General features: G+C 54.7%; 15 protein-coding genes and 1 tRNA gene. 10 read left to right on the forward strand and 6 right to left on the reverse strand.

Annotation, left to right across the window (positions count from 1 at the left end):
- Positions 1-158 precede the first annotated feature (158 nt).
- From lldR to ACZ5FM_RS05310, 4 genes are all read left to right on the forward strand, one after another.
- Positions 159-917: a transcriptional regulator LldR gene (gene lldR, locus ACZ5FM_RS05295; RefSeq protein ID WP_250982723.1), complete on the forward strand. Its 759-nt coding sequence runs from the start codon at positions 159-161 to the stop codon at positions 915-917.
- A gap of 4 nt (positions 918-921) precedes the next feature.
- Positions 922-2,070: an FMN-dependent L-lactate dehydrogenase LldD gene (gene lldD / locus ACZ5FM_RS05300; protein WP_250982722.1), complete on the forward strand. Its 1,149-nt coding sequence runs from the start codon at positions 922-924 to the stop codon at positions 2,068-2,070.
- Positions 2,070-3,773 carry a D-lactate dehydrogenase gene (gene dld / locus ACZ5FM_RS05305; RefSeq protein ID WP_464039904.1) on the forward strand — a complete coding sequence of 568 codons (1,704 nt, stop codon included), beginning with the start codon at positions 2,070-2,072 and terminating at the stop codon, positions 3,771-3,773. The genes lldD and dld overlap by 1 nt, the downstream gene beginning before the upstream one ends.
- A 410-nt stretch (positions 3,774-4,183) precedes the next feature.
- Positions 4,184-4,257: transfer RNA gene (locus ACZ5FM_RS05310), tRNA-Cys, on the forward strand.
- Positions 4,258-4,528: 271 nt separating this feature from the next.
- Here ACZ5FM_RS05310 and ACZ5FM_RS05315 read toward each other — a convergent pair.
- The 3 genes from ACZ5FM_RS05315 to ACZ5FM_RS05325 form a co-directional block, all read right to left on the reverse strand.
- Positions 4,529-4,885, reverse strand: coding sequence for a hypothetical protein (locus tag ACZ5FM_RS05315; protein ID WP_464039905.1), 357 nt, complete (start codon positions 4,883-4,885; stop codon positions 4,529-4,531).
- 854 nt (positions 4,886-5,739) lie between these two features.
- Complete coding sequence (locus ACZ5FM_RS05320; RefSeq protein WP_256435694.1) at positions 5,740-5,871, reverse strand: hypothetical protein; 132 nt, start codon at positions 5,869-5,871, stop codon at positions 5,740-5,742.
- Positions 5,872-6,169: 298 nt separating this feature from the next.
- On the reverse strand, positions 6,170-6,469 hold the full coding sequence (locus ACZ5FM_RS05325) for a hypothetical protein (RefSeq protein WP_275640973.1): 300 nt from the start codon (positions 6,467-6,469) through the stop codon (positions 6,170-6,172).
- 475 nt (positions 6,470-6,944) lie between these two features.
- Between ACZ5FM_RS05325 and ACZ5FM_RS05330 the strand changes: the two genes are divergently transcribed.
- Positions 6,945-7,448, forward strand: a complete 504-nt coding sequence (locus tag ACZ5FM_RS05330) for a hypothetical protein (protein ID WP_464039906.1) — start codon at positions 6,945-6,947, stop codon at positions 7,446-7,448.
- A 26-nt stretch (positions 7,449-7,474) separates the two neighbouring features.
- Here the strand turns inward: ACZ5FM_RS05330 and ACZ5FM_RS05335 are convergent, their stop codons facing one another.
- Positions 7,475-7,987 (reverse strand): nuclear transport factor 2 family protein, encoded by a 513-nt coding sequence (locus tag ACZ5FM_RS05335; protein WP_464039907.1) that lies wholly within the window; start codon positions 7,985-7,987, stop codon positions 7,475-7,477.
- Positions 7,988-8,288: 301 nt separating this feature from the next.
- Positions 8,289-8,798, reverse strand: a complete 510-nt coding sequence (locus ACZ5FM_RS05340; RefSeq protein ID WP_464039908.1) for a lipocalin family protein — start codon at positions 8,796-8,798, stop codon at positions 8,289-8,291.
- A 144-nt stretch (positions 8,799-8,942) separates the two neighbouring features.
- Here ACZ5FM_RS05340 and ACZ5FM_RS05345 point away from each other — a divergent pair, with 144 nt between their 5' ends.
- Positions 8,943-9,350, forward strand: coding sequence for a hypothetical protein (locus ACZ5FM_RS05345; protein ID WP_464039909.1), 408 nt, complete (start codon positions 8,943-8,945; stop codon positions 9,348-9,350).
- A 62-nt stretch (positions 9,351-9,412) separates the two neighbouring features.
- Here ACZ5FM_RS05345 and ACZ5FM_RS05350 read toward each other — a convergent pair whose 3' ends face one another.
- On the reverse strand, positions 9,413-9,541 hold the full coding sequence (locus ACZ5FM_RS05350; RefSeq protein ID WP_464039910.1) for a hypothetical protein: 129 nt from the start codon (positions 9,539-9,541) through the stop codon (positions 9,413-9,415).
- Positions 9,542-10,132: 591 nt separating this feature from the next.
- Here ACZ5FM_RS05350 and ACZ5FM_RS05355 point away from each other — a divergent pair.
- The 4 genes from ACZ5FM_RS05355 (at position 10,133) to ACZ5FM_RS05370 (ending at position 16,924) form a co-directional block, all read left to right on the forward strand.
- Entirely contained in the window at positions 10,133-10,804 is a 672-nt protein-coding gene (locus tag ACZ5FM_RS05355; RefSeq protein ID WP_250982712.1) for a protein-L-isoaspartate O-methyltransferase family protein, read from the forward strand.
- A 209-nt stretch (positions 10,805-11,013) separates the two neighbouring features.
- Complete coding sequence (locus ACZ5FM_RS05360) at positions 11,014-11,973, forward strand: PopZ family protein (RefSeq protein ID WP_464039911.1); 960 nt, start codon at positions 11,014-11,016, stop codon at positions 11,971-11,973.
- Positions 11,974-12,319: 346 nt separating this feature from the next.
- On the forward strand, positions 12,320-15,163 hold the full coding sequence (locus ACZ5FM_RS05365; RefSeq protein ID WP_464039912.1) for a valine--tRNA ligase: 2,844 nt from the start codon (positions 12,320-12,322) through the stop codon (positions 15,161-15,163).
- 471 nt (positions 15,164-15,634) lie between these two features.
- Positions 15,635-16,924 (forward strand): outer membrane protein transport protein, encoded by a 1,290-nt coding sequence (locus tag ACZ5FM_RS05370; RefSeq protein WP_464039913.1) that lies wholly within the window; start codon positions 15,635-15,637, stop codon positions 16,922-16,924.
- The last annotated feature ends 57 nt before the right edge of the window (positions 16,925-16,981 follow it).

Raw genomic sequence — 16,981 nt, forward strand, 5'->3', positions numbered from 1 at the left:
TTTTGGGATTTTCAGGATCAGGCGGTCAGTCGCGGTGAATGCGCGGCCTGCGGGAGATCATACGTCGTAACGAATGTTTTTGTTGGACAAGGGCAGGGGCATTGCTTTAAATAAAATTGGTTTATTGGTCAGACCAATATTAAGGCGATGAAACCCATATGAAAACTGTTCGATTGTCTGATGCCATTGCAGAACAGATCGAGGTGCTGATCAGTGCGCGCGGGCTGAAAGCGGGTGACCGCCTGCCTGCCGAACGGCAACTGGCACTGGAACTGAAGGTGTCGCGCTCGTCGCTGCGTGAAGCCATCCAGCAACTGGCCAGCAAAGGCCGTCTGACAAGCCGCACCGGCGGTGGCAATTATGTCCAGGAACCGCCACGCGGCTGGTCGCAGAATGCACTTGTCGATCCGCTGTCACGGCTGTTTGCCAGCGATCCGGCCTACCGGTTTGACGTGCTGGAAATTCGCCACGCGCTGGAAGGGGCTGCTGCCTACCACGCCACCTTGCGCGCAACGGATGAAGACAAGGCTCGAATCTCCGAATGTTTCGAAACTCTGATCAGCCTGCAGGGCAGTGACGATTCGATGGCACTGGCCAAGGCGGATGCCGCCTTTCACCTGTCCATTGCCGACGCCTCGCACAATCTGGTGCTGATTGAAGTGATGAAAGGGCTGTTTGATCTGCTGAAAGCCAATATTTCGCAGAATCTCGAGAAACTTTACGTCATTCCAAAGGTGACCGAGCCGCTGTCATCGCAGCACCGCGAATTGCGCGATGCCATTCTGGCCGGTGACGGCGAGCGCGCGCGCCGGGCGGCGCATGTTCATATCGATTTTGTCCATTCATCGTTGAAATCCATCGACGAAGACGAAGCGCGCCTAGCGCGCTCATTTTATCAAGGTAGTGTGAGGGGGTAACACCATGATTATTTCTGCGTCTACAGATTACCGCGAGGCCGCACGACGCCGGCTGCCGCCGTTCCTGTTCCATTACATCGATGGCGGTGCCTATGCCGAACATACGTTGCGCCGCAATGTCAGCGACCTCTCTGACGTCGAGTTGCGCCAGCGTGTGTTGAAAAACATGTCTGATCTTAGCATCAACACACAGCTGTGGGACGACAAGCTGTCCATGCCGGTTGTGTTGGCGCCGGTTGGCCTGAGCGGCATGTATGCCCGCCGTGGCGAGGTGCAGGCGGCGCGTGCGGCGGCCAAGAAGGGCATTTCCTACACCATGTCCACCGTGTCGGTATGCCCGATTGAGGAAGTGACGCCGGAAATCGACCGGCCGATGTGGTTCCAGCTTTACGTGCTGAAAGACCGCGGCTTCATGAAAAACGTGCTGGACCGTGCGGTCGCGGCCGGTGTGAAAACGCTTGTGTTCACCGTGGATATGCCGGTGCCAGGCGCCCGTTATCGTGACGCCCATTCCGGCATGAGCGGCCCCAATGCCGAACTTCGCCGTTACTGGCAGTCGGTCACCCATCCGCGCTGGGCCTTTGATGTGGGCCTCAACGGCAAACCGCATGATCTCGGCAACGTTTCGAAATATCTCGGCAAACCAACCGGCCTGGCTGATTATATCGGCTGGCTTGGCGCCAATTTCGATCAGTCGATTTCCTGGAAGGATCTGGAGTGGATCCGTGAATTCTGGAAAGGTCCGATGATCATCAAGGGCATTCTTGACCCGGATGATGCCAAGGATGCCGTGACCTTTGGTGCCGATGGCATTGTGGTCTCCAACCACGGCGGCCGCCAGCTGGATGGTGTTCTTTCGTCCGCACGCGCCTTGCCGGCCATTGCTGACGCGGTGAAGGGCGACATCAAGATCCTCGCCGATTCCGGCATTCGCTCGGGCCTCGATGTGGTGCGTATGCTGGCACTGGGTGCCGATGCGGTGATGATTGGCCGCGCCTTTGTGTACGCGCTAGCCACCGCCGGTGAGGAGGGGGTTCTCAACCTTCTCAATCTTTTCGAAAAGGAAATGCGCGTTGCCATGACGCTGACGGGGGCAAAATCCATCTCCGACATTTCGTCTGACCTGCTGGTAAAGGCAATGAGGCAGCTTTGATGCATGCACTGAACACTGACGCCGCAACCCTGTTGCGCGAATTTGGCGGTATTGTTGGGGCAGGCCACGTGCTGACCGCCGCCAAGGCGACACGCCGGTTCCGCAAGGGGCACCGTTTTGGTGATGGCAACGTGCTGGCCGTGGTAAAGCCGGGAACGCTGGTGGAGCAGTGGCGGGTCGTCAAAGCCGCCGTTGCCGCCGGACGAATCGTCATCATGCAGGCCGCCAATACCGGCCTGACCGGCGGCTCGACACCTGACGGTAATGATTACGACCGCGAGATCGTTATCGTGTCGACACTGCGCCTGAAGGGCATTCAGGTGATCAATGACGGCAAACAGGTCATCTGCTTGCCCGGTGCGACGCTCGACCGGCTGGAACAGACACTGAAACCGCTGGGGCGCGAACCGCATTCGGTTATCGGTTCATCCTGCATCGGTGCCTCGGTACTCGGCGGCATCTGCAACAATTCCGGCGGCTCGCTGGTGCGACGCGGACCGGCCTATACCCAGCTGGCCCTTTATGGCCAGGTGGATGAGGCGGGTGAACTGCACCTCGTCAATCACCTCGGCGTTAAGCTGGGTGACAACCCGGAAGATATTCTGTCACGGCTGGAAAAGGGCGCCTACAGCCCGGACGATATCGTCAATGATCCGACGCTCGTCGCATCGGACCAGAACTATGCCCAGCATGTGCGCCAGGTTGATGCGCCAACACCGGCCCGTTTCAACGCTGACGTCTCCCGCCATTTCGAGGCGTCCGGCTCTGCCGGCAAGCTGGTCCTGTTTGCCGTGCGGCTCGACACGTTTCCGATGGAAAAGAGCGCGGTGTTTTACATCGGCTCCAACGATACGGCCGACCTGACGGCGGTGCGTCGCCATATGCTGACCGCCTTTGATACGCTGCCGATTGCAGGTGAATATATTCACCGCGACGCTTACGATATCGGCGAAAAATACGGCAAGGACACCTTCCTGCTGATCGACCGTTTCGGCACGGACAAGGTGCCGGCTGCCTTTGCGCTGAAAAGCCGGGTCGATGCGTTTTTTGAAGGGTTCAAGCTGCGTGGTGTGACCGACCATATTTTGCAGGCGGTGATGGCGTTGCTGCCGAGCCATCTGCCAAAACGCATGCGGGAGTTTCGCAAGCGGTTCGACCACCATTTGCTGCTCAAGGTTTCGCTCGACAGTGCACCGGAAACCAAGGCCTTTCTGCAAAGCTATTTTGCCAGCCGGGAAGGTGACTTCTTCGAATGCGACGCAGAGGAGGGGCGCAAGGCGTTTCTGCACCGCTTCGCCATTGCCGGTGCCGCCATCCGGTACCGAGACACGCATCGCAGTTCGGTGGAGGACATTGTCGCTCTCGACATTGCACTGCGCCGTAACGACGAAGACTGGCTGGAAACCCTGCCAGAATCGATGGAGGGCAAGCTGATCAGCAAGCTCTATTACGGCCACTTCTTCTGCCATGTCTTCCATCAGGACTATATCGTCCGCAAGGGGCATGACCCGATCGCCATCGAACATGAAATGTGGGACTTGCTGGACCGGCGTGGTGCCGAATATCCGGCCGAACACAATGTTGGCCACCTCTATAAGGCCAAACCTGAACTTAGGGCTTTCTACCGGTTGCTCGATCCGGCCAACGTGTTGAACCCCGGTATTGGCCAGACATCAAAATTCTTCTGCTGGGCGGAACGGTAAGGCAAAAAAAAGGGTGGTGAGAAACACTCACCACCCACTCTTTTATTTAGAAAGACGCCAGTAGCGGTAACGCTACGCACCCTGCGATCGCAATCAGCAGGAGTATTTTTATATAGCGGACGCGGCGCGTTCGTCCGCCATCCCAATCGTATGCCATTCAACCTCGCGTTTTTAATCGCGCTTAATAAGTGAACGCTCATCCTTGTGTGAAACTGGAAAATAGGCACAAAACCTTAAGAATTTGTAGGTTGAAAATAATAGGGACAACAACCGAACGGGTGGCGTCCGGGTGCGGTGAGGCTAAAAACCATTATTCGAAATAAAAAAAGCTGATATTCAAAACGACCCTCTTGCGCATCGTTTAGGATTATTCTAAACCCCGGCAACCACAACAAAATACGCTTAGCGATGGCCTCGTGGCGGAGTGGTGACGCAGAGGACTGCAAATCCTTGTACCCCGGTTCAATTCCGGGCGAGGCCTCCAACACCTCAAAGATGGTGTCTGTAAACGTTTGATTTTCAATTGATGTTTCTGTGGTGTGGCATTCTGAACTTGAACCGTTCCGCACCACTTAAATTGGGTGTGGCAGTCTGTACCTCGTTCACCTTACATCTTCAGCGTCTGCCTGAAGCAGTTATGAACCGATTCCATCTCAATTCATTCTCTCCACAGTCTGTCGCAAGGCGGGCACGCTCAGCATTCCGAATGTAGATTTTTGATTTTTTGCCGCGCCAACGTTAATCGGCAGCAGAATTTATAATGTCGAATATGTGAAATATGCAGCTTCACCGAAATCGTAGTACTGCACCGTCTTTCCACTGACGCTAATTCGGAAGTGCTGGCCTGTATCGAAATCGTATCCATTATAAATACCGCCAGGCGAAGCATTCAAGGTGAAATGCGAACCGACACCATAATGATATAATGTCGGCATGGTGCCGCCGAAGTGGCATCCGGACTCATAGTCGTACGCTGATATGGTGTCGCCTGTAACTGATGCCGATATGGAAGTGTTCACGCCCCGTGAATGATCGTAGACGGCAGAAACGATTTGGGTATTAGCGTGCGCTGAAGCTGCAGCGACAGCCGCGATCCTCACATTTGACTTCATAGCGTCCTCTTCGTTTATTGAGCATTGTTGAGTGAAGTGAAGTAATCCGGCCGGCCAAGATCGGCATTACTTCCTCGCCCTACCGTGTGAACACCACCGAACAGGATCGAAAGAGCGGTTAATCTTTTTCCAGAACTGCGATGTAATGAGGGTACTGGCAAAGGCGGTTGGGCGCTGGTTGCAATTCCTATCGAAGTGCCCTCAGCGCAATGGGTCGCCTTTGGGGCTGGATGCGCTAATTACTTCGTCGAGACTGAGATCGGTTGCTACCAGTCTCCTTAATCTCGCTGTCTTCTAAACAGCCCGCTAGCGACCACTTCGTAACAGGCTTAAGGTCATCATATTTTGTAATTACCCAGTTCATCGAAGGCCCGATGTCGCCCGCGTCGGTAACTAAATGATTACATTAACAAATCTTTGATTCTGTAATTGCTCCACCCCAAACTTGGAATCGCCGGAATGCGGGGAATGGATGGAATTGCGGGGATCTGTGGTATCGAAGGCACCGTTACGATCGTGTAAGTCCATGATCATTCTTCCCCTGATTGAATTTGACCAAAGGAATCAAATTTAACGCGAGATGGCAAGAGGCGGCATCGGTCACCAAGGGCGCCGCGCAGACAGTCGATCTCCCCACCTTCGGAAGAGCAACTGAATGCACTCGAAGCCATCTTTGGTTCACTTGTCGGAATCGGCGATGATGAGAACGATACGAGCGGAGAGGGCGAGGCGGGCAGTTGACGCGCTCCAATTGCTCTCGATGGTACATACGTGAAAGGTAAGCCGGCAGTGCTGGGGTTCACCCTTGCGCTGCCGGTTGAACGATCAGTTGATGCGAGCGTTGTGGCGCAGGATTACTGCGGCTTCTTCTGCTTGCTGGCCTCTACAGCCCGTGCACCCAGAGTGGGAGCGGCGGCGACCGGTGCAGCCTTATCCTTCTTGGGTTTGCGTACTTCTTTGTTGCTTCTAACTTGACCCTTGGCCATTCGAATCTCCTCTTCAAAGCAAAAGATAGCCGCGCTTTGCGTGACAATAGCAAGGGAAATCGGAGTTGTCATTCGGGAAGGGGGCGGCAGAGCTCCGTTGTGCCGATCAGGTGGCATCCTGACAAATGCGACCCGTCCCATTGGCGCTGGCGCCCCGCAGCAAATTATCCTGTATAGTTGGCCGATAGCGCTGGAGTTCACCTTGTGCTGCCAGCGGATTGAGCGGTTTGCACGGGCGTGTGGTGGACCTGAGTCAAGCCAAAAAAGGAAATCAGCGAACCGAATGTAGGTTTACTGCCTAGGCTTTAAGTTGCGTGCTCTTTTTGCGTTTCCACCGGGCGATTGAAAACAAAATTAGCGCAAAAATAAAGCTTTGAAAGGTCGCCGTGAGAGCGGACTCAACAAGAGGATTCACAGCGCTTTGGTCTACAGTAGAGCCGTAATAGGCCACCAAAAGTGTGATAAGCAGAACGATCACAGCGGTTGAGACTGCCGAAAGCAATGCGCCCAACAGGGAGTAAGCAAAGCCGAGTGGAAGTCGATTTGCAAAATATCCCCCGACAGCCAGCGCCACACCAAACGCAACAACAAAATTCATCGGCCGTCCCCCTTGAGCATTTGTGGGGATTATGTCTCGGCAAATGTCTTTGTCCAGACTTGCCGAAAACCACAGTTAATATTGGCACGGCGATGCCGACTATTGACGGCTAAAATCGTGGCGACAGTGTCATCGCGCGCATTAAGCAGCCGAGACGGGTTTTACACCCGGGTATATGCAGGCACGCCTCTTGCAAACTCTGGCGGTCCACTGGCGTCGCGGCCTCGAACTCTTTGCCTTGCTCAAATTTTTTCTGATGATGATTGCAACAGTACTTAAGGCATCGAGAATTTTTGTATGATTTTCATGAATAAACAGACCTTCTCACATAATCGATTGCCTTGAAAATGTCCTCTGGACTTTATTCTGGCTTCTGATACGGATTTGCGCAAAGACACTCCCCTCGCAAGACCTTGCGCTATACGATCATGCCGTGGGTTGTCCAAATATTACACGGGCCACCTTGAGGAATTGAATGTATTATCACGTAAGCAGTATTGAACATGCTGTGGGCGCTACTATCGAGCCCGGCAATTGGGGGACAACAGTCCGTTTGTTTGGCCCCGAAACCGCAGTTAAAGCCGTATCTCACTTTGAAATAATACTGTGGGAAGTCGCACTGGAAACAGCGAGGTTGGCACTTGCCCCTCAACGTCCGTCACGCCTCAATTGTGTGTTTGTGTTCGAAACAGTCGATATGGCCTTTGCCTTTCAACGCCAGTACCGGCCCGATGCGCATGTTTTCGAGCTGGAACCGACCGGCGAAGCCAGCATCTACTGCGGTGATTTTGCCTTGATCGCGAAAGCTGATCGCAACAGACCATATGCGGACTACATGGCAGAAGAGAGCAAGGCATATTGGACAGCTCCGAGCGCAGACGAACCTGAAATACTATATGGAGGCGCCTTGCGCGTTGTAAGGCAGGTTCTGGCCTCTGATGCACCGCTGGTTACCCCAAACCAAGCTGCCGCAGGGTAACCAACGTCTCTTTACCAACGGCTAGATCAGTTGGTGCGCGTAGGGGCGCCGTCCACTAGCTCTTGATAGAGCCCCATATCCAGAAAGGCCTCGGATTTGACAACGAGGCCATCTTTCATGGTCAATATCCAGAGATATTCGTTGCTGTAGGTGTCATTGGTGGTTGTCGTGGCGGAAGCGTCGAACCGCACGATCACGTCGTCATCCACCGCCCAGATTTTTTTGACCACCGGTTTAAGCGGGGTACTCAGCCGCGACAGAATAGGCGCGGAAGCATCGTTTACGAAACTGTCCAGGCCGCTATAGGTGCGCGAGTAGGGACCCGAGCCGCGAACTGTCCATTCGACATCAGGTGAAACGACGCGCGTGAAAGCTCCCCCTCGTTCTGCCCAGTCTTCAAATGCCTGCTTTACGATGGTCTCGTTGCGGGCCGTCACATCAGTGCTGACCGCCGTGCCAGCGTTGGCATGGGCCGATGACGCAGCAAGTGCAAGCGTCGCGATGATCGTCCAAGATCGAGCAATTTTGTAGATCGTCATGTCTTAAACCTTCCATGTTTTCAAGGTCAACTGCGCGCGTGGCGCGTCAGCAGTGGCGTTGATCGGGAAAGGCTGTCTTCACGTTCGGGGCTGCTCTTAACCTGTAATGGGGCTTATCTTTTACCAAGCCCCACATCTCCTTCCCAATCGGCAATGAGTGTAACGGTGTTAGAGCGTTTAAATTACCCGCCTAATACTGCACAGGCTGGTTAGCTGGACTTACCAGTTTCGGAGTCAGCAAAAGCCGTCAGCGCCCACGGTGCCGCGGGCGGTCGGGACGATGCACAAGAAGCTTTGACTGCTATTTTTCTAGAAGCATGGCATCGGTCACGTCGCGGCCGGTGTGGCGGGGGATGATCATCTTCGTCAGATCAAAGCCTTGCCGGCGTGCCTCAGCAAGATAGTCTTCCAGCGTTTCTGCGGGAATCGAACTCTCGCGTGCCAGAACCCATAGAAACTGACGGTCAGGCGTGCCGACCAGCGCGACACTATAGTCGGGATCGATCTTGAGTACCCAGTAATCGCCATCGGTAAACGGCAGCCAGCGCAGGGCGGCAGGAAGAAAACTGACCTTCAGCTTTGCATGTGTCTCGTCAACCGGCTTTGCCTCGCCGACAGCCTGAGCTGGCTGCTGATCTTTGTCGAAACATCTGTTGTCAACGCGAATAGCGCCGTTCTCTTCGAGGGAGTAACGTGCCGTGATGTCAGTTGCGGCATCGTCTTCATATTTCAACGGCAAGCGGACAATCTCGTACCACCGGCCAAGATAGCGATTGAGATCAAGGCTCGGTAGGGCTGTAACGTCTGTCATGTCTTTAACTCTCCTTCGAGGAGAACCTGAAACGCACATGCTGCTTGTCCAGTTGCAGCGGCGAAGAACATTAACCCTTACCATGGGAAAGAGTGGATTACGCTCAGGCATACTGCCAAGAAGTGTTTGTCTCAGGAGACGGACATGAAACTCTATATTGCTCTGATCGTCGTGCTTTTTGCCAGTTCCAGCGTTGCAGGCGCCCAATCGAAGACACGCGTTGTAAAGGCTGATGTAATCGATTCCTACACCGCCTACATCGGCGCAAACGACCTTAACAATTCCAACGGAACGTCACTGACCAAACCATGGCAGATTATTCGCCAGGACCGGGCAAACTATCATGTCTATGACCTCAGAGACGTAGGGGATGAGGGTGACGAGTTCTTCTCTGATGCGAAAAACCGTCAGTCGCTCGAAGAGATGCTGAACAACGGCTCTATGTCGGCTGAGGCTCAAAGAATGATCCTGCGTGGCGACTGCTGGATCACCGTCAAGATCATGGGTCACGAAAACCGTGGCACATTCCTTGTGGTTGATGTCTGGGAGTGACAACAGCAGTAGTCGATGCTGTCGACCGGATTAGTCCGGTATAATGCTGACATCAGTATCCTCTAATCCTGTCCTGCCTTTTGTTCGTCTAGGAAGTTCAGCACCCATTCAAGCGCGTGAAACAGCTCGCTCGCGCCCGAGAAGATGTAGTCGATCGTCCAGACCCAGATGAAATAGGCGTAAATCAGCACCAGCGTCACCACCAGCAGCAACAGCCACGGCCAGAGCGGCTTCTTTCTTGGCTCCGTGTCGGGTTTGTCAAACTCGTCGATGGTGTTCTTCCTTGAGGTATAGGGATTTGCAGTCCTTTAACCCATACCGGCGGCCTCGGCGCAAGTCGTAGGAGGGGCTGAACTGGGCGCAAACCTTGATGACATTAGCGGTTTACACAGTCGCGTATCACACCAGTTGGCACTGTCACGCCCTGGCTATGTTCACCCATTAAGAATAGAGGCGGGCAGGTGGCTATTCCGTGGCGACAGCGTGGAACCAAAATTCACATTGCCCGTTGTTTTTCTCAAGGACATAGGGTCCCACGGAGGGTTGGTTAAATGCGCGACAGTTTGATCGAAGTTTCGATGTTTGGTGCCGTTATTCTGACATGCCTTTACATCACCGTGCCGCTCATCTGAGCATGTTTGTAAAAATTATCGGCTAGCCGGTTGTTTTTATCGTCACTGTGCGACACGCACGCTTGAAAGCGCAGGCATCGCCAATTAAGACGTATCGCAAGGAAACAGCGTTTATGCGCTCGTTTCGAATTTCTACTGAGGCGATACGATATGATGGATTTCGAAAAAGCACGTGTGAACATGGTCGATAGCCAAATCCGCACGACCGATGTAACGTCGCATTCCGTGCTCATGGCATTTGTGAATGTGCCGCGTGAAGCATTCGTGCCGCAAGCGCAGCAGACCATCGCTTACCGCGATGAAAACGTGCAGATCTGTCCCGCCTCTGATGGCCGTCCGGCCCGTTACCTCACCGCACCTTCGCCTCTGGCAAAGCTGTTGCAGCTGGCCGCCATCACCAAGGACGACGTTGTTCTGGAAGTTGGTTGCGGTACCGGTTACGTTTCAGCAGTTCTATCGCAGCTGGCCGGTTCGGTTGTTGCAATCGACAATGATGAAAAGCTGGTGGAAGCGGCAACAGAAACCCTTGCCAAGCTGGGTTATGACAATGTTGCAGCCGTCGTTTCCGACCTGGAAAAGGGCTATGTCAGCGAAGCACCTTACGATCTCATCTTCGTAAACGGTGCCGTAGAATTTATTCCAGACGCACTTCTCGACCAGCTTCGTGACGGTGGCCGCCTTGTAACCGTCGTTGGTTATGGCAACTCCGCAAAGGCAACGGTCTACAGCCGCGCCGCCACAGGCATCTCGGTAACGACCTCATTCAACGCCTCGGTCAAGCCGCTTCCAGGCTTCCAGAAGGCCAAGGAATTCGTATTCTGATCAGGCAGATGCTGCTTGTTCACGGATAAACAAAGGCCCGGTTTTGACCGGGCTTTTCTGTTTTTCCACAACAATAATCTGTGTATCGCGGCAATTCCCGTCAAAAGGGTCATTCAGTTCCGATTCGCACTGCCATAAACTAGCGGTGATTCGGGGCGTGTTTCGTGTTTGCCCCAGCCAATAAACAGCAATGGAAAACGGGGATAGAAATGGCTCAGCCAAGTGTAGCGCGTGAACCGTCCATGGAAGAAATCCTGGCGTCGATCCGCCGTATCATCGAAAGCAATGAGCCTGGCCCGTCTGGCGCTTTTGCTGGCAAGCTTCCTCCTGTTTACGACGATGAGAGCGACGACGATTTTGGTATCGCTTTCACGCAGGCTGGCAACCCGGCTTCATCCGCCGAGCGCCGTGGCGAGATGACAAGCCCGCCGCCCCACGTGCCGCCAGCCGCAAACCAGACCCATGGCGCGGCAGCGCAACCCGTTCCAGAAAAGGCCATGTCGCTTGCTGATGTTGCAGCCCGGGTGAGGGCCGCCACCGGCCGCACGCTGGAGCCAGCCTTGAGCGCGCTGACCGCTGAAACATTGCAGGACAAGCCGGAAGCAAAGCCTGTTGCTGCACATGCCGCTTATGAAAGCCCTGTCATGGCTGCCCGCATGGCGGAACTGCGTGGTTCGATCGACGATACCGCCGCCGAAATTTCGCGCCCATCGCAGCCGTTTTTCAGCGAAGAAAGACAGGCGACCATTTCGCCGTTCCCGGTTCGTGAAACGCCAGCTGTGCAGAGCGCGCCGGCTGTTGCCTGGGACGAAGAAACCTTCGAGCAGGCGCTTGAGCTTGCCGACGTTCACGAGGCCAGCGCGCCAGTGGTAAATCCTGCGCCAGTCGCAGAGACAGTACAGTTTGTTGAGCCTGTTGCGGAAGCGGTTGCCGAGGGGCCATCTGCCCTGTCCAGCCTGATTTCCGTTGAAGCCGGTGCGCAGATTGCCCGCTCGTTCAACGAATTGGCCGACGTGTTCAACGGTGTTGAGCGTCGCTCCATCGAAGACATGGCGCAGGAAATGTTGAAGCCGATGCTGCAGGACTGGCTGGAGGACAACCTTCCAACGCTGGTCGAGCGTCTGGTGCGCGAGGAAATCGAGCGCGTGGCGCGCGGCCCACGTCGCTAATTTCCATCAAGGTTAAACAAAAGCCGCGCCGGTCTCGGGGCGGCTTTTTTGTTGCTCAGGTTTCTGGCTGTTGCGGGGTGTAATTTCCTCACCAGATATGAGAAAACAACGGGATAGGTCAATTTGTTGACTCAGTATGGGATGAACATGATTCTGTTCCTGAACGGGATTGGATGTTACGCCTAAGCCCGCTCTTTCACCTGCAAGGCGATGCCCGATGCCGGGAAGCTGCAATGGTCGCCCGGTCGGGCAGTAGTTTTGGTTGAATATGCCACTTTCTGTTGACTCTCTACCGCCCATCCTTATTTAAAAACAAATACAAGAACTCAAAATTTCAGGTCAGGAAATGCTCGAAAAGACCTACGATTCCGCTTCGGTTGAACCGAAAATCGCCAAAGCATGGGACGATGCCAATGCGTTTCGTGCCGGTGCCAACGCGGCACCCGGCGCTGAAACCTTCACAATTGTCATCCCGCCGCCAAACGTCACCGGCTCGCTGCACATGGGTCATGCCCTGAACAATACGCTTCAGGACATCATGATCCGTTTTGAGCGCATGCGAGGCAAGGACGTGCTGTGGCAGCCGGGCATGGACCATGCCGGCATTGCCACGCAGATGGTGGTTGAACGCAAGCTGGCCGAACAGAAGCTGCCTGGCCGTCGCGAGATGGGCCGCGAAGCCTTTATCGACAAGGTCTGGGAATGGAAGGCCGAATCCGGCGGGTTGATCTTCAACCAGCTGAAGCGTCTTGGCGCCTCCTGTGACTGGTCGCGTGAACGTTTCACCATGGATGAAGGCCTGTCGCAGGCCGTTCTGGAAGTTTTCGTCAGCCTCTACAAGGACGGCCTGATCTACAAGGACAAGCGCCTTGTGAACTGGGACCCCAAGCTTCTGACGGCAATTTCCGACATGGAAGTTGAGCAGCTGGAAGTGAAGGGTAATCTCTGGCACTTCCGTTATCCCTTGGAAAAGGGCGTTACCTACCAGTACCCGGTTGCCTTTGATGAAGACGGCAAGCCAACGGAATATGAAACCCGCGATTACATCGTGGTTGCCACGACCCGTCCGGAAACCATGCTGGGCGATACCGGTATTGCAGTGAACCCGGAAGACGAGCGTTACAAGGCAATCGTCGGCAAGCATGTCGTCCTGCCGATCGTTGGCCGCAAGATCCCGATCGTTGCCGATGACTATGCCGATCCGACAGCCGGTACCGGCGCGGTCAAGATCACGCCCGCCCACGATTTCAACGACTTTGAAGTTGGCAAGCGTGCAGGCCTGCGCGCCATCAACATTCTCAATGTCGACGGTACTGTCACCATCAAGGACAACGAAGACTTCCTGGAAGGTCTCGACCATCCGGCAGCACTTCACGGTGCCTGGGATCGCCTGGAAGGGCAGGACCGCTTTGCCGCTCGCAAGATCATCGTCGAGATTTTCGAGGATGCCGGCCTTCTCGACAAGATCGAGCCGCACAAGCACATGGTGCCACATGGCGACCGTGGTGGCGTGCCGATCGAACCACGCCTGACGGAACAGTGGTGGGTCGACAACAAGACGCTGGCAGGTCCTGCAATTGAGGCGGTTCGTGATGGCCGCACCAAGTTCGTTCCAAAGTCCTGGGAAAAGACCTATTTCAACTGGCTGGAAAACATCGAGCCATGGTGCATCTCGCGCCAGCTGTGGTGGGGACACCAGATCCCGGCATGGTACGGTCCTGATGGCCAGGTTTTCGTTGAAAAGACGGAAGAAGAAGCCCTGCAGGCTGCGATCCAGCACTACATTTCTCACGAAGGTCCATGGAAGGCCTGGGTTGAGGAAAAGCTGGAAAACTTCAAGCCGGGCGAAATCCTGACCCGTGACGAAGACGTTCTCGACACCTGGTTCTCGTCGGCACTGTGGCCATTCTCGACGCTTGGCTGGCCGGAGCGGACGCCGGAACTGGCACGCTATTACCCGACCGATGTTCTGGTAACCGGCTTTGACATCATTCCGTTCTGGGTCGTTCGCATGATGCAGATGGGTCTGCACTTCATGAAGGATGACGCCGGTGTGCCGGTTGAGCCTTTCCACACGGTCTATATCCACGCGCTGGTTCGCGACAAGAACGGCCAGAAGATGTCGAAGTCCAAGGGCAACGTCATCGACCCGCTGGAACTGATCGATGAATATGGTGCGGATGCGCTGCGCTTTACGCTGTCGATCATGGCAGCGCAGGGCCGCGACGTGAAACTCGATCCTGCCCGTATTGCCGGTTATCGTAACTTCGGCACCAAGCTGTGGAATGCGACGCGATTTGCGGAAATGAATGGTGTGAAGCGTGACCCGGACTTCCTGCCGGAAACAACCACGCTGACCATCAACCGCTGGATACTGACCGAACTTGCCGTTACGGCAAATGAGGTAACGGAAGCCATCGGCAACTATCGTTTCAACGATGCTGCAAGCTCGCTATATCGCTTTGTCTGGAACCAGTTCTGCGACTGGTATCTGGAACTGCTGAAGCCTGTCTTCAGCGGTGAGGACGAAAAGGCAAAGGCCGAAGCACAGGCGTGCGCGGCTTATGTTCTGGACGAAATCTACAAGCTGCTGCATCCGTTCATGCCATTCATGACGGAAGAGCTGTGGGCGCATACGGTCGAAGAAGGCGAGAGCCGTGACGGTCTGCTGTGCCATGCCGCTTGGCCAACGCCAGAATTCACCGACACCGCTGCTGCGGCCGAAATCAACTGGCTGGTTGATCTTGTCACCGGCATTCGTTCGGCCCGTTCTGAAATGAACGTACCGCCGGGTGCAACAGCGCCGCTGGTTGTCGTTGGTGCCAATGGCGTGACGCAGTCGCGTCTGGAGCGTCATGACGCTGCCATTCGCCGTCTGGCACGTGCAGAAAACATCACGCTGGCCAGCACCGCACCGAAGGGTTCGGCACAGATCATCGTCGGTGAGGCAACGGCCTGCCTGCCGCTTGGCAACCTGATCGACGTCGCGGCTGAAAAGGCCCGTCTCGAAAAGGCAATCGGCAAGGCTGAGGCTGAAATTGACCGTATTGCCAAGAAGCTTGGCAACGAGAAGTTTATTGCCAATGCCGATCCGGAAGTTGTTGCTGCAGACCGTGAGCGCAACGCCGAGCTGGAAGTACAGATCGCCAACCTCAAGACCGCGCTGACACGGGTCAACGAGGCCAGCTGATCCGCTGCACAGAGCAACGAATAACGAAGGCGCATTCTGAAAGGGATGCGCCTTTTTTGTTGCCTGACGTTGGTAAGGACAGGGCGCTGGCGTGCTGGCCTTACCCTCCAGTGTTTCGCGATTAAGGCGTGAGCCCATTCCAGATCTTGCCACGTCAAACGGTTGGCAAATCTCGAGAAAAGCCGAAAACTGTATCGGATGTTACAGTTTTTCGCGATATTTTCCCGAATGCCCAAGCTGTAGTGATAATGTTACAGTTTGCGGGTTCAGTAGAATTTATTTCTGCGTTTTGTCTAAAATTCTAATTATGTTGGAATCTCGTCCCAAATGGCTTGATTTTTTTTGGATTTATCAAAAACTTACGTAAAACTTTTGAGCTAATCTAAAGGTAGCAGGCAAAATTCTGGCATTGTCATTTTGGGCGAACAGCTTCACTGTTTCACCATCACATTGCCTTGTTTGGGGAGAGAGATGGCAAAACGTGGATTTATTAAAGGCGCATTGTGCCTCGTCGCAGGCAGCATTGTTGCATCGCCGTCCTTTGCTGGCGGTTTGGAGCGCGGTGGTTACAACATCGACCTCCTGTTCGAACCTTCAGATTACGCCTTGGATGCTTCCGGCACCTTCGTGATGCCGCACCGCAAGGTAAAGAATGCGCGAGATAATGTGGCCAAGGGTGGTCCGCTCCCAGCATCTTGGTCTACGACTGCTGACGATTCCGAGAGTTTCTGGTCGCCGCGCATTGGCATGAAGGCGTCAATCGGCGATTTCGGCGACTGCATGTTCGATTATTCGCAGCCTTGGGGTGCGGATCTCAATCCCGGCATCTGGCAAGGTTCCAGCTACAACATCGACACCAAGGTCAAGTCGCATAACTATGCTGCGACCTGCCGTGTGAAGTTTGAAGCCGGTAAGGGTGATTTCTCGATCATCGGTGGTGGTTTCTATCAGGAAATCAGCGGCTACAAGTATCGTCAGGTTCTCGGACCGGCTGTGCTTGGCCTCAATCCGGCTTGGGCGAGCTTCAGCGGTGTCGGCAAATTGGAACTTGAAGGTGACGGCTGGGGTTGGCGTGCAGGTGTAGCTTACGAAATTCCAGAAATCGCTTTCCGTGCAAGCCTTGTTTACAATAGCGCGGTCGATCATGACCTGAGCGGTATTGCAGACGTAACAAACGTCCCGCAGACACCTGCAGGCCTGTCTCCAACGCTGGCGAAGTATGGTGGCAAAATCGTACCGGTCTATGGTTCCATTTCGATGCCGGACAGTGTTGAACTCAAGGTTCAGTCAGGCATTGCGCCTGACTGGTTGGCGTTTGGCTCGGTGAAGTGGACCGACTGGAGCCAGATTCAGACAATTCCGTTTTGTGCTGTCGGCACATCGCCCTGCGTACCTAGCGGTTCAGATACGCTAAACACGCTTGATCTTTTCTATCGTGATGGCTGGACTGTGTCCGGTGGTGTTGGCCACAAGTTCAGTGATCAGTGGAGTGGGGCGGTTAGCGTCACCTGGGATCGTGGTACCTCGACCGTCATCGGTACACAGACAGACACCTGGATGCTCGGCACACAGCTGATCTATTCGCCGAACAAGAACATCGAGTTCAAGATCGCCGGTGCGGTTGGTCTGCTGACCTCGGGTAGTTCGTCGATTGCTGGCGCTCCGTGCGGTGCAGGCTTTACCTGCGGTAACGAGGCTGGTTATGACTTCGGCAACGATGTCGTGGCGGCCATCTCAACCGGCATCAAGGTCAAGTTCTGATCGACGCATTTACTGAAGCAGAATGACGTCTGATTGGAAAAGTGAAAGGTCCGGTCC

Source organism: Agrobacterium sp. 5Ca50 (assembly GCF_055381905.1).

Excerpts from the sequence above, each read along its gene's own strand:
- ACZ5FM_RS05330 (WP_464039906.1), top strand. The coding sequence starts at position 6,945 with ATGTATTATCACGTAAGCAGTATTGAACATGCTGTGGGCGCTACTATC.
- ACZ5FM_RS05365 (WP_464039912.1), top strand. The coding sequence starts at position 12,320 with ATGCTCGAAAAGACCTACGATTCCGCTTCGGTTGAACCGAAAATCGCC.
- lldR (WP_250982723.1), top strand. The coding sequence starts at position 159 with ATGAAAACTGTTCGATTGTCTGATGCCATTGCAGAACAGATCGAGGTG.
- dld (WP_464039904.1), top strand. The coding sequence starts at position 2,070 with ATGCATGCACTGAACACTGACGCCGCAACCCTGTTGCGCGAATTTGGC.
- ACZ5FM_RS05320 (WP_256435694.1), bottom strand. The coding sequence starts at position 5,871 with ATGGCCAAGGGTCAAGTTAGAAGCAACAAAGAAGTACGCAAACCCAAG.
- ACZ5FM_RS05360 (WP_464039911.1), top strand. The coding sequence starts at position 11,014 with ATGGCTCAGCCAAGTGTAGCGCGTGAACCGTCCATGGAAGAAATCCTG.
- ACZ5FM_RS05325 (WP_275640973.1), bottom strand. The coding sequence starts at position 6,469 with ATGAATTTTGTTGTTGCGTTTGGTGTGGCGCTGGCTGTCGGGGGATAT.
- ACZ5FM_RS05315 (WP_464039905.1), bottom strand. The coding sequence starts at position 4,885 with ATGAAGTCAAATGTGAGGATCGCGGCTGTCGCTGCAGCTTCAGCGCAC.
- ACZ5FM_RS05355 (WP_250982712.1), top strand. The coding sequence starts at position 10,133 with ATGATGGATTTCGAAAAAGCACGTGTGAACATGGTCGATAGCCAAATC.
- ACZ5FM_RS05370 (WP_464039913.1), top strand. The coding sequence starts at position 15,635 with ATGGCAAAACGTGGATTTATTAAAGGCGCATTGTGCCTCGTCGCAGGC.
- lldD (WP_250982722.1), top strand. The coding sequence starts at position 922 with ATGATTATTTCTGCGTCTACAGATTACCGCGAGGCCGCACGACGCCGG.
- ACZ5FM_RS05340 (WP_464039908.1), bottom strand. The coding sequence starts at position 8,798 with ATGACAGACGTTACAGCCCTACCGAGCCTTGATCTCAATCGCTATCTT.
- ACZ5FM_RS05335 (WP_464039907.1), bottom strand. The coding sequence starts at position 7,987 with ATGACGATCTACAAAATTGCTCGATCTTGGACGATCATCGCGACGCTT.
- ACZ5FM_RS05345 (WP_464039909.1), top strand. The coding sequence starts at position 8,943 with ATGAAACTCTATATTGCTCTGATCGTCGTGCTTTTTGCCAGTTCCAGC.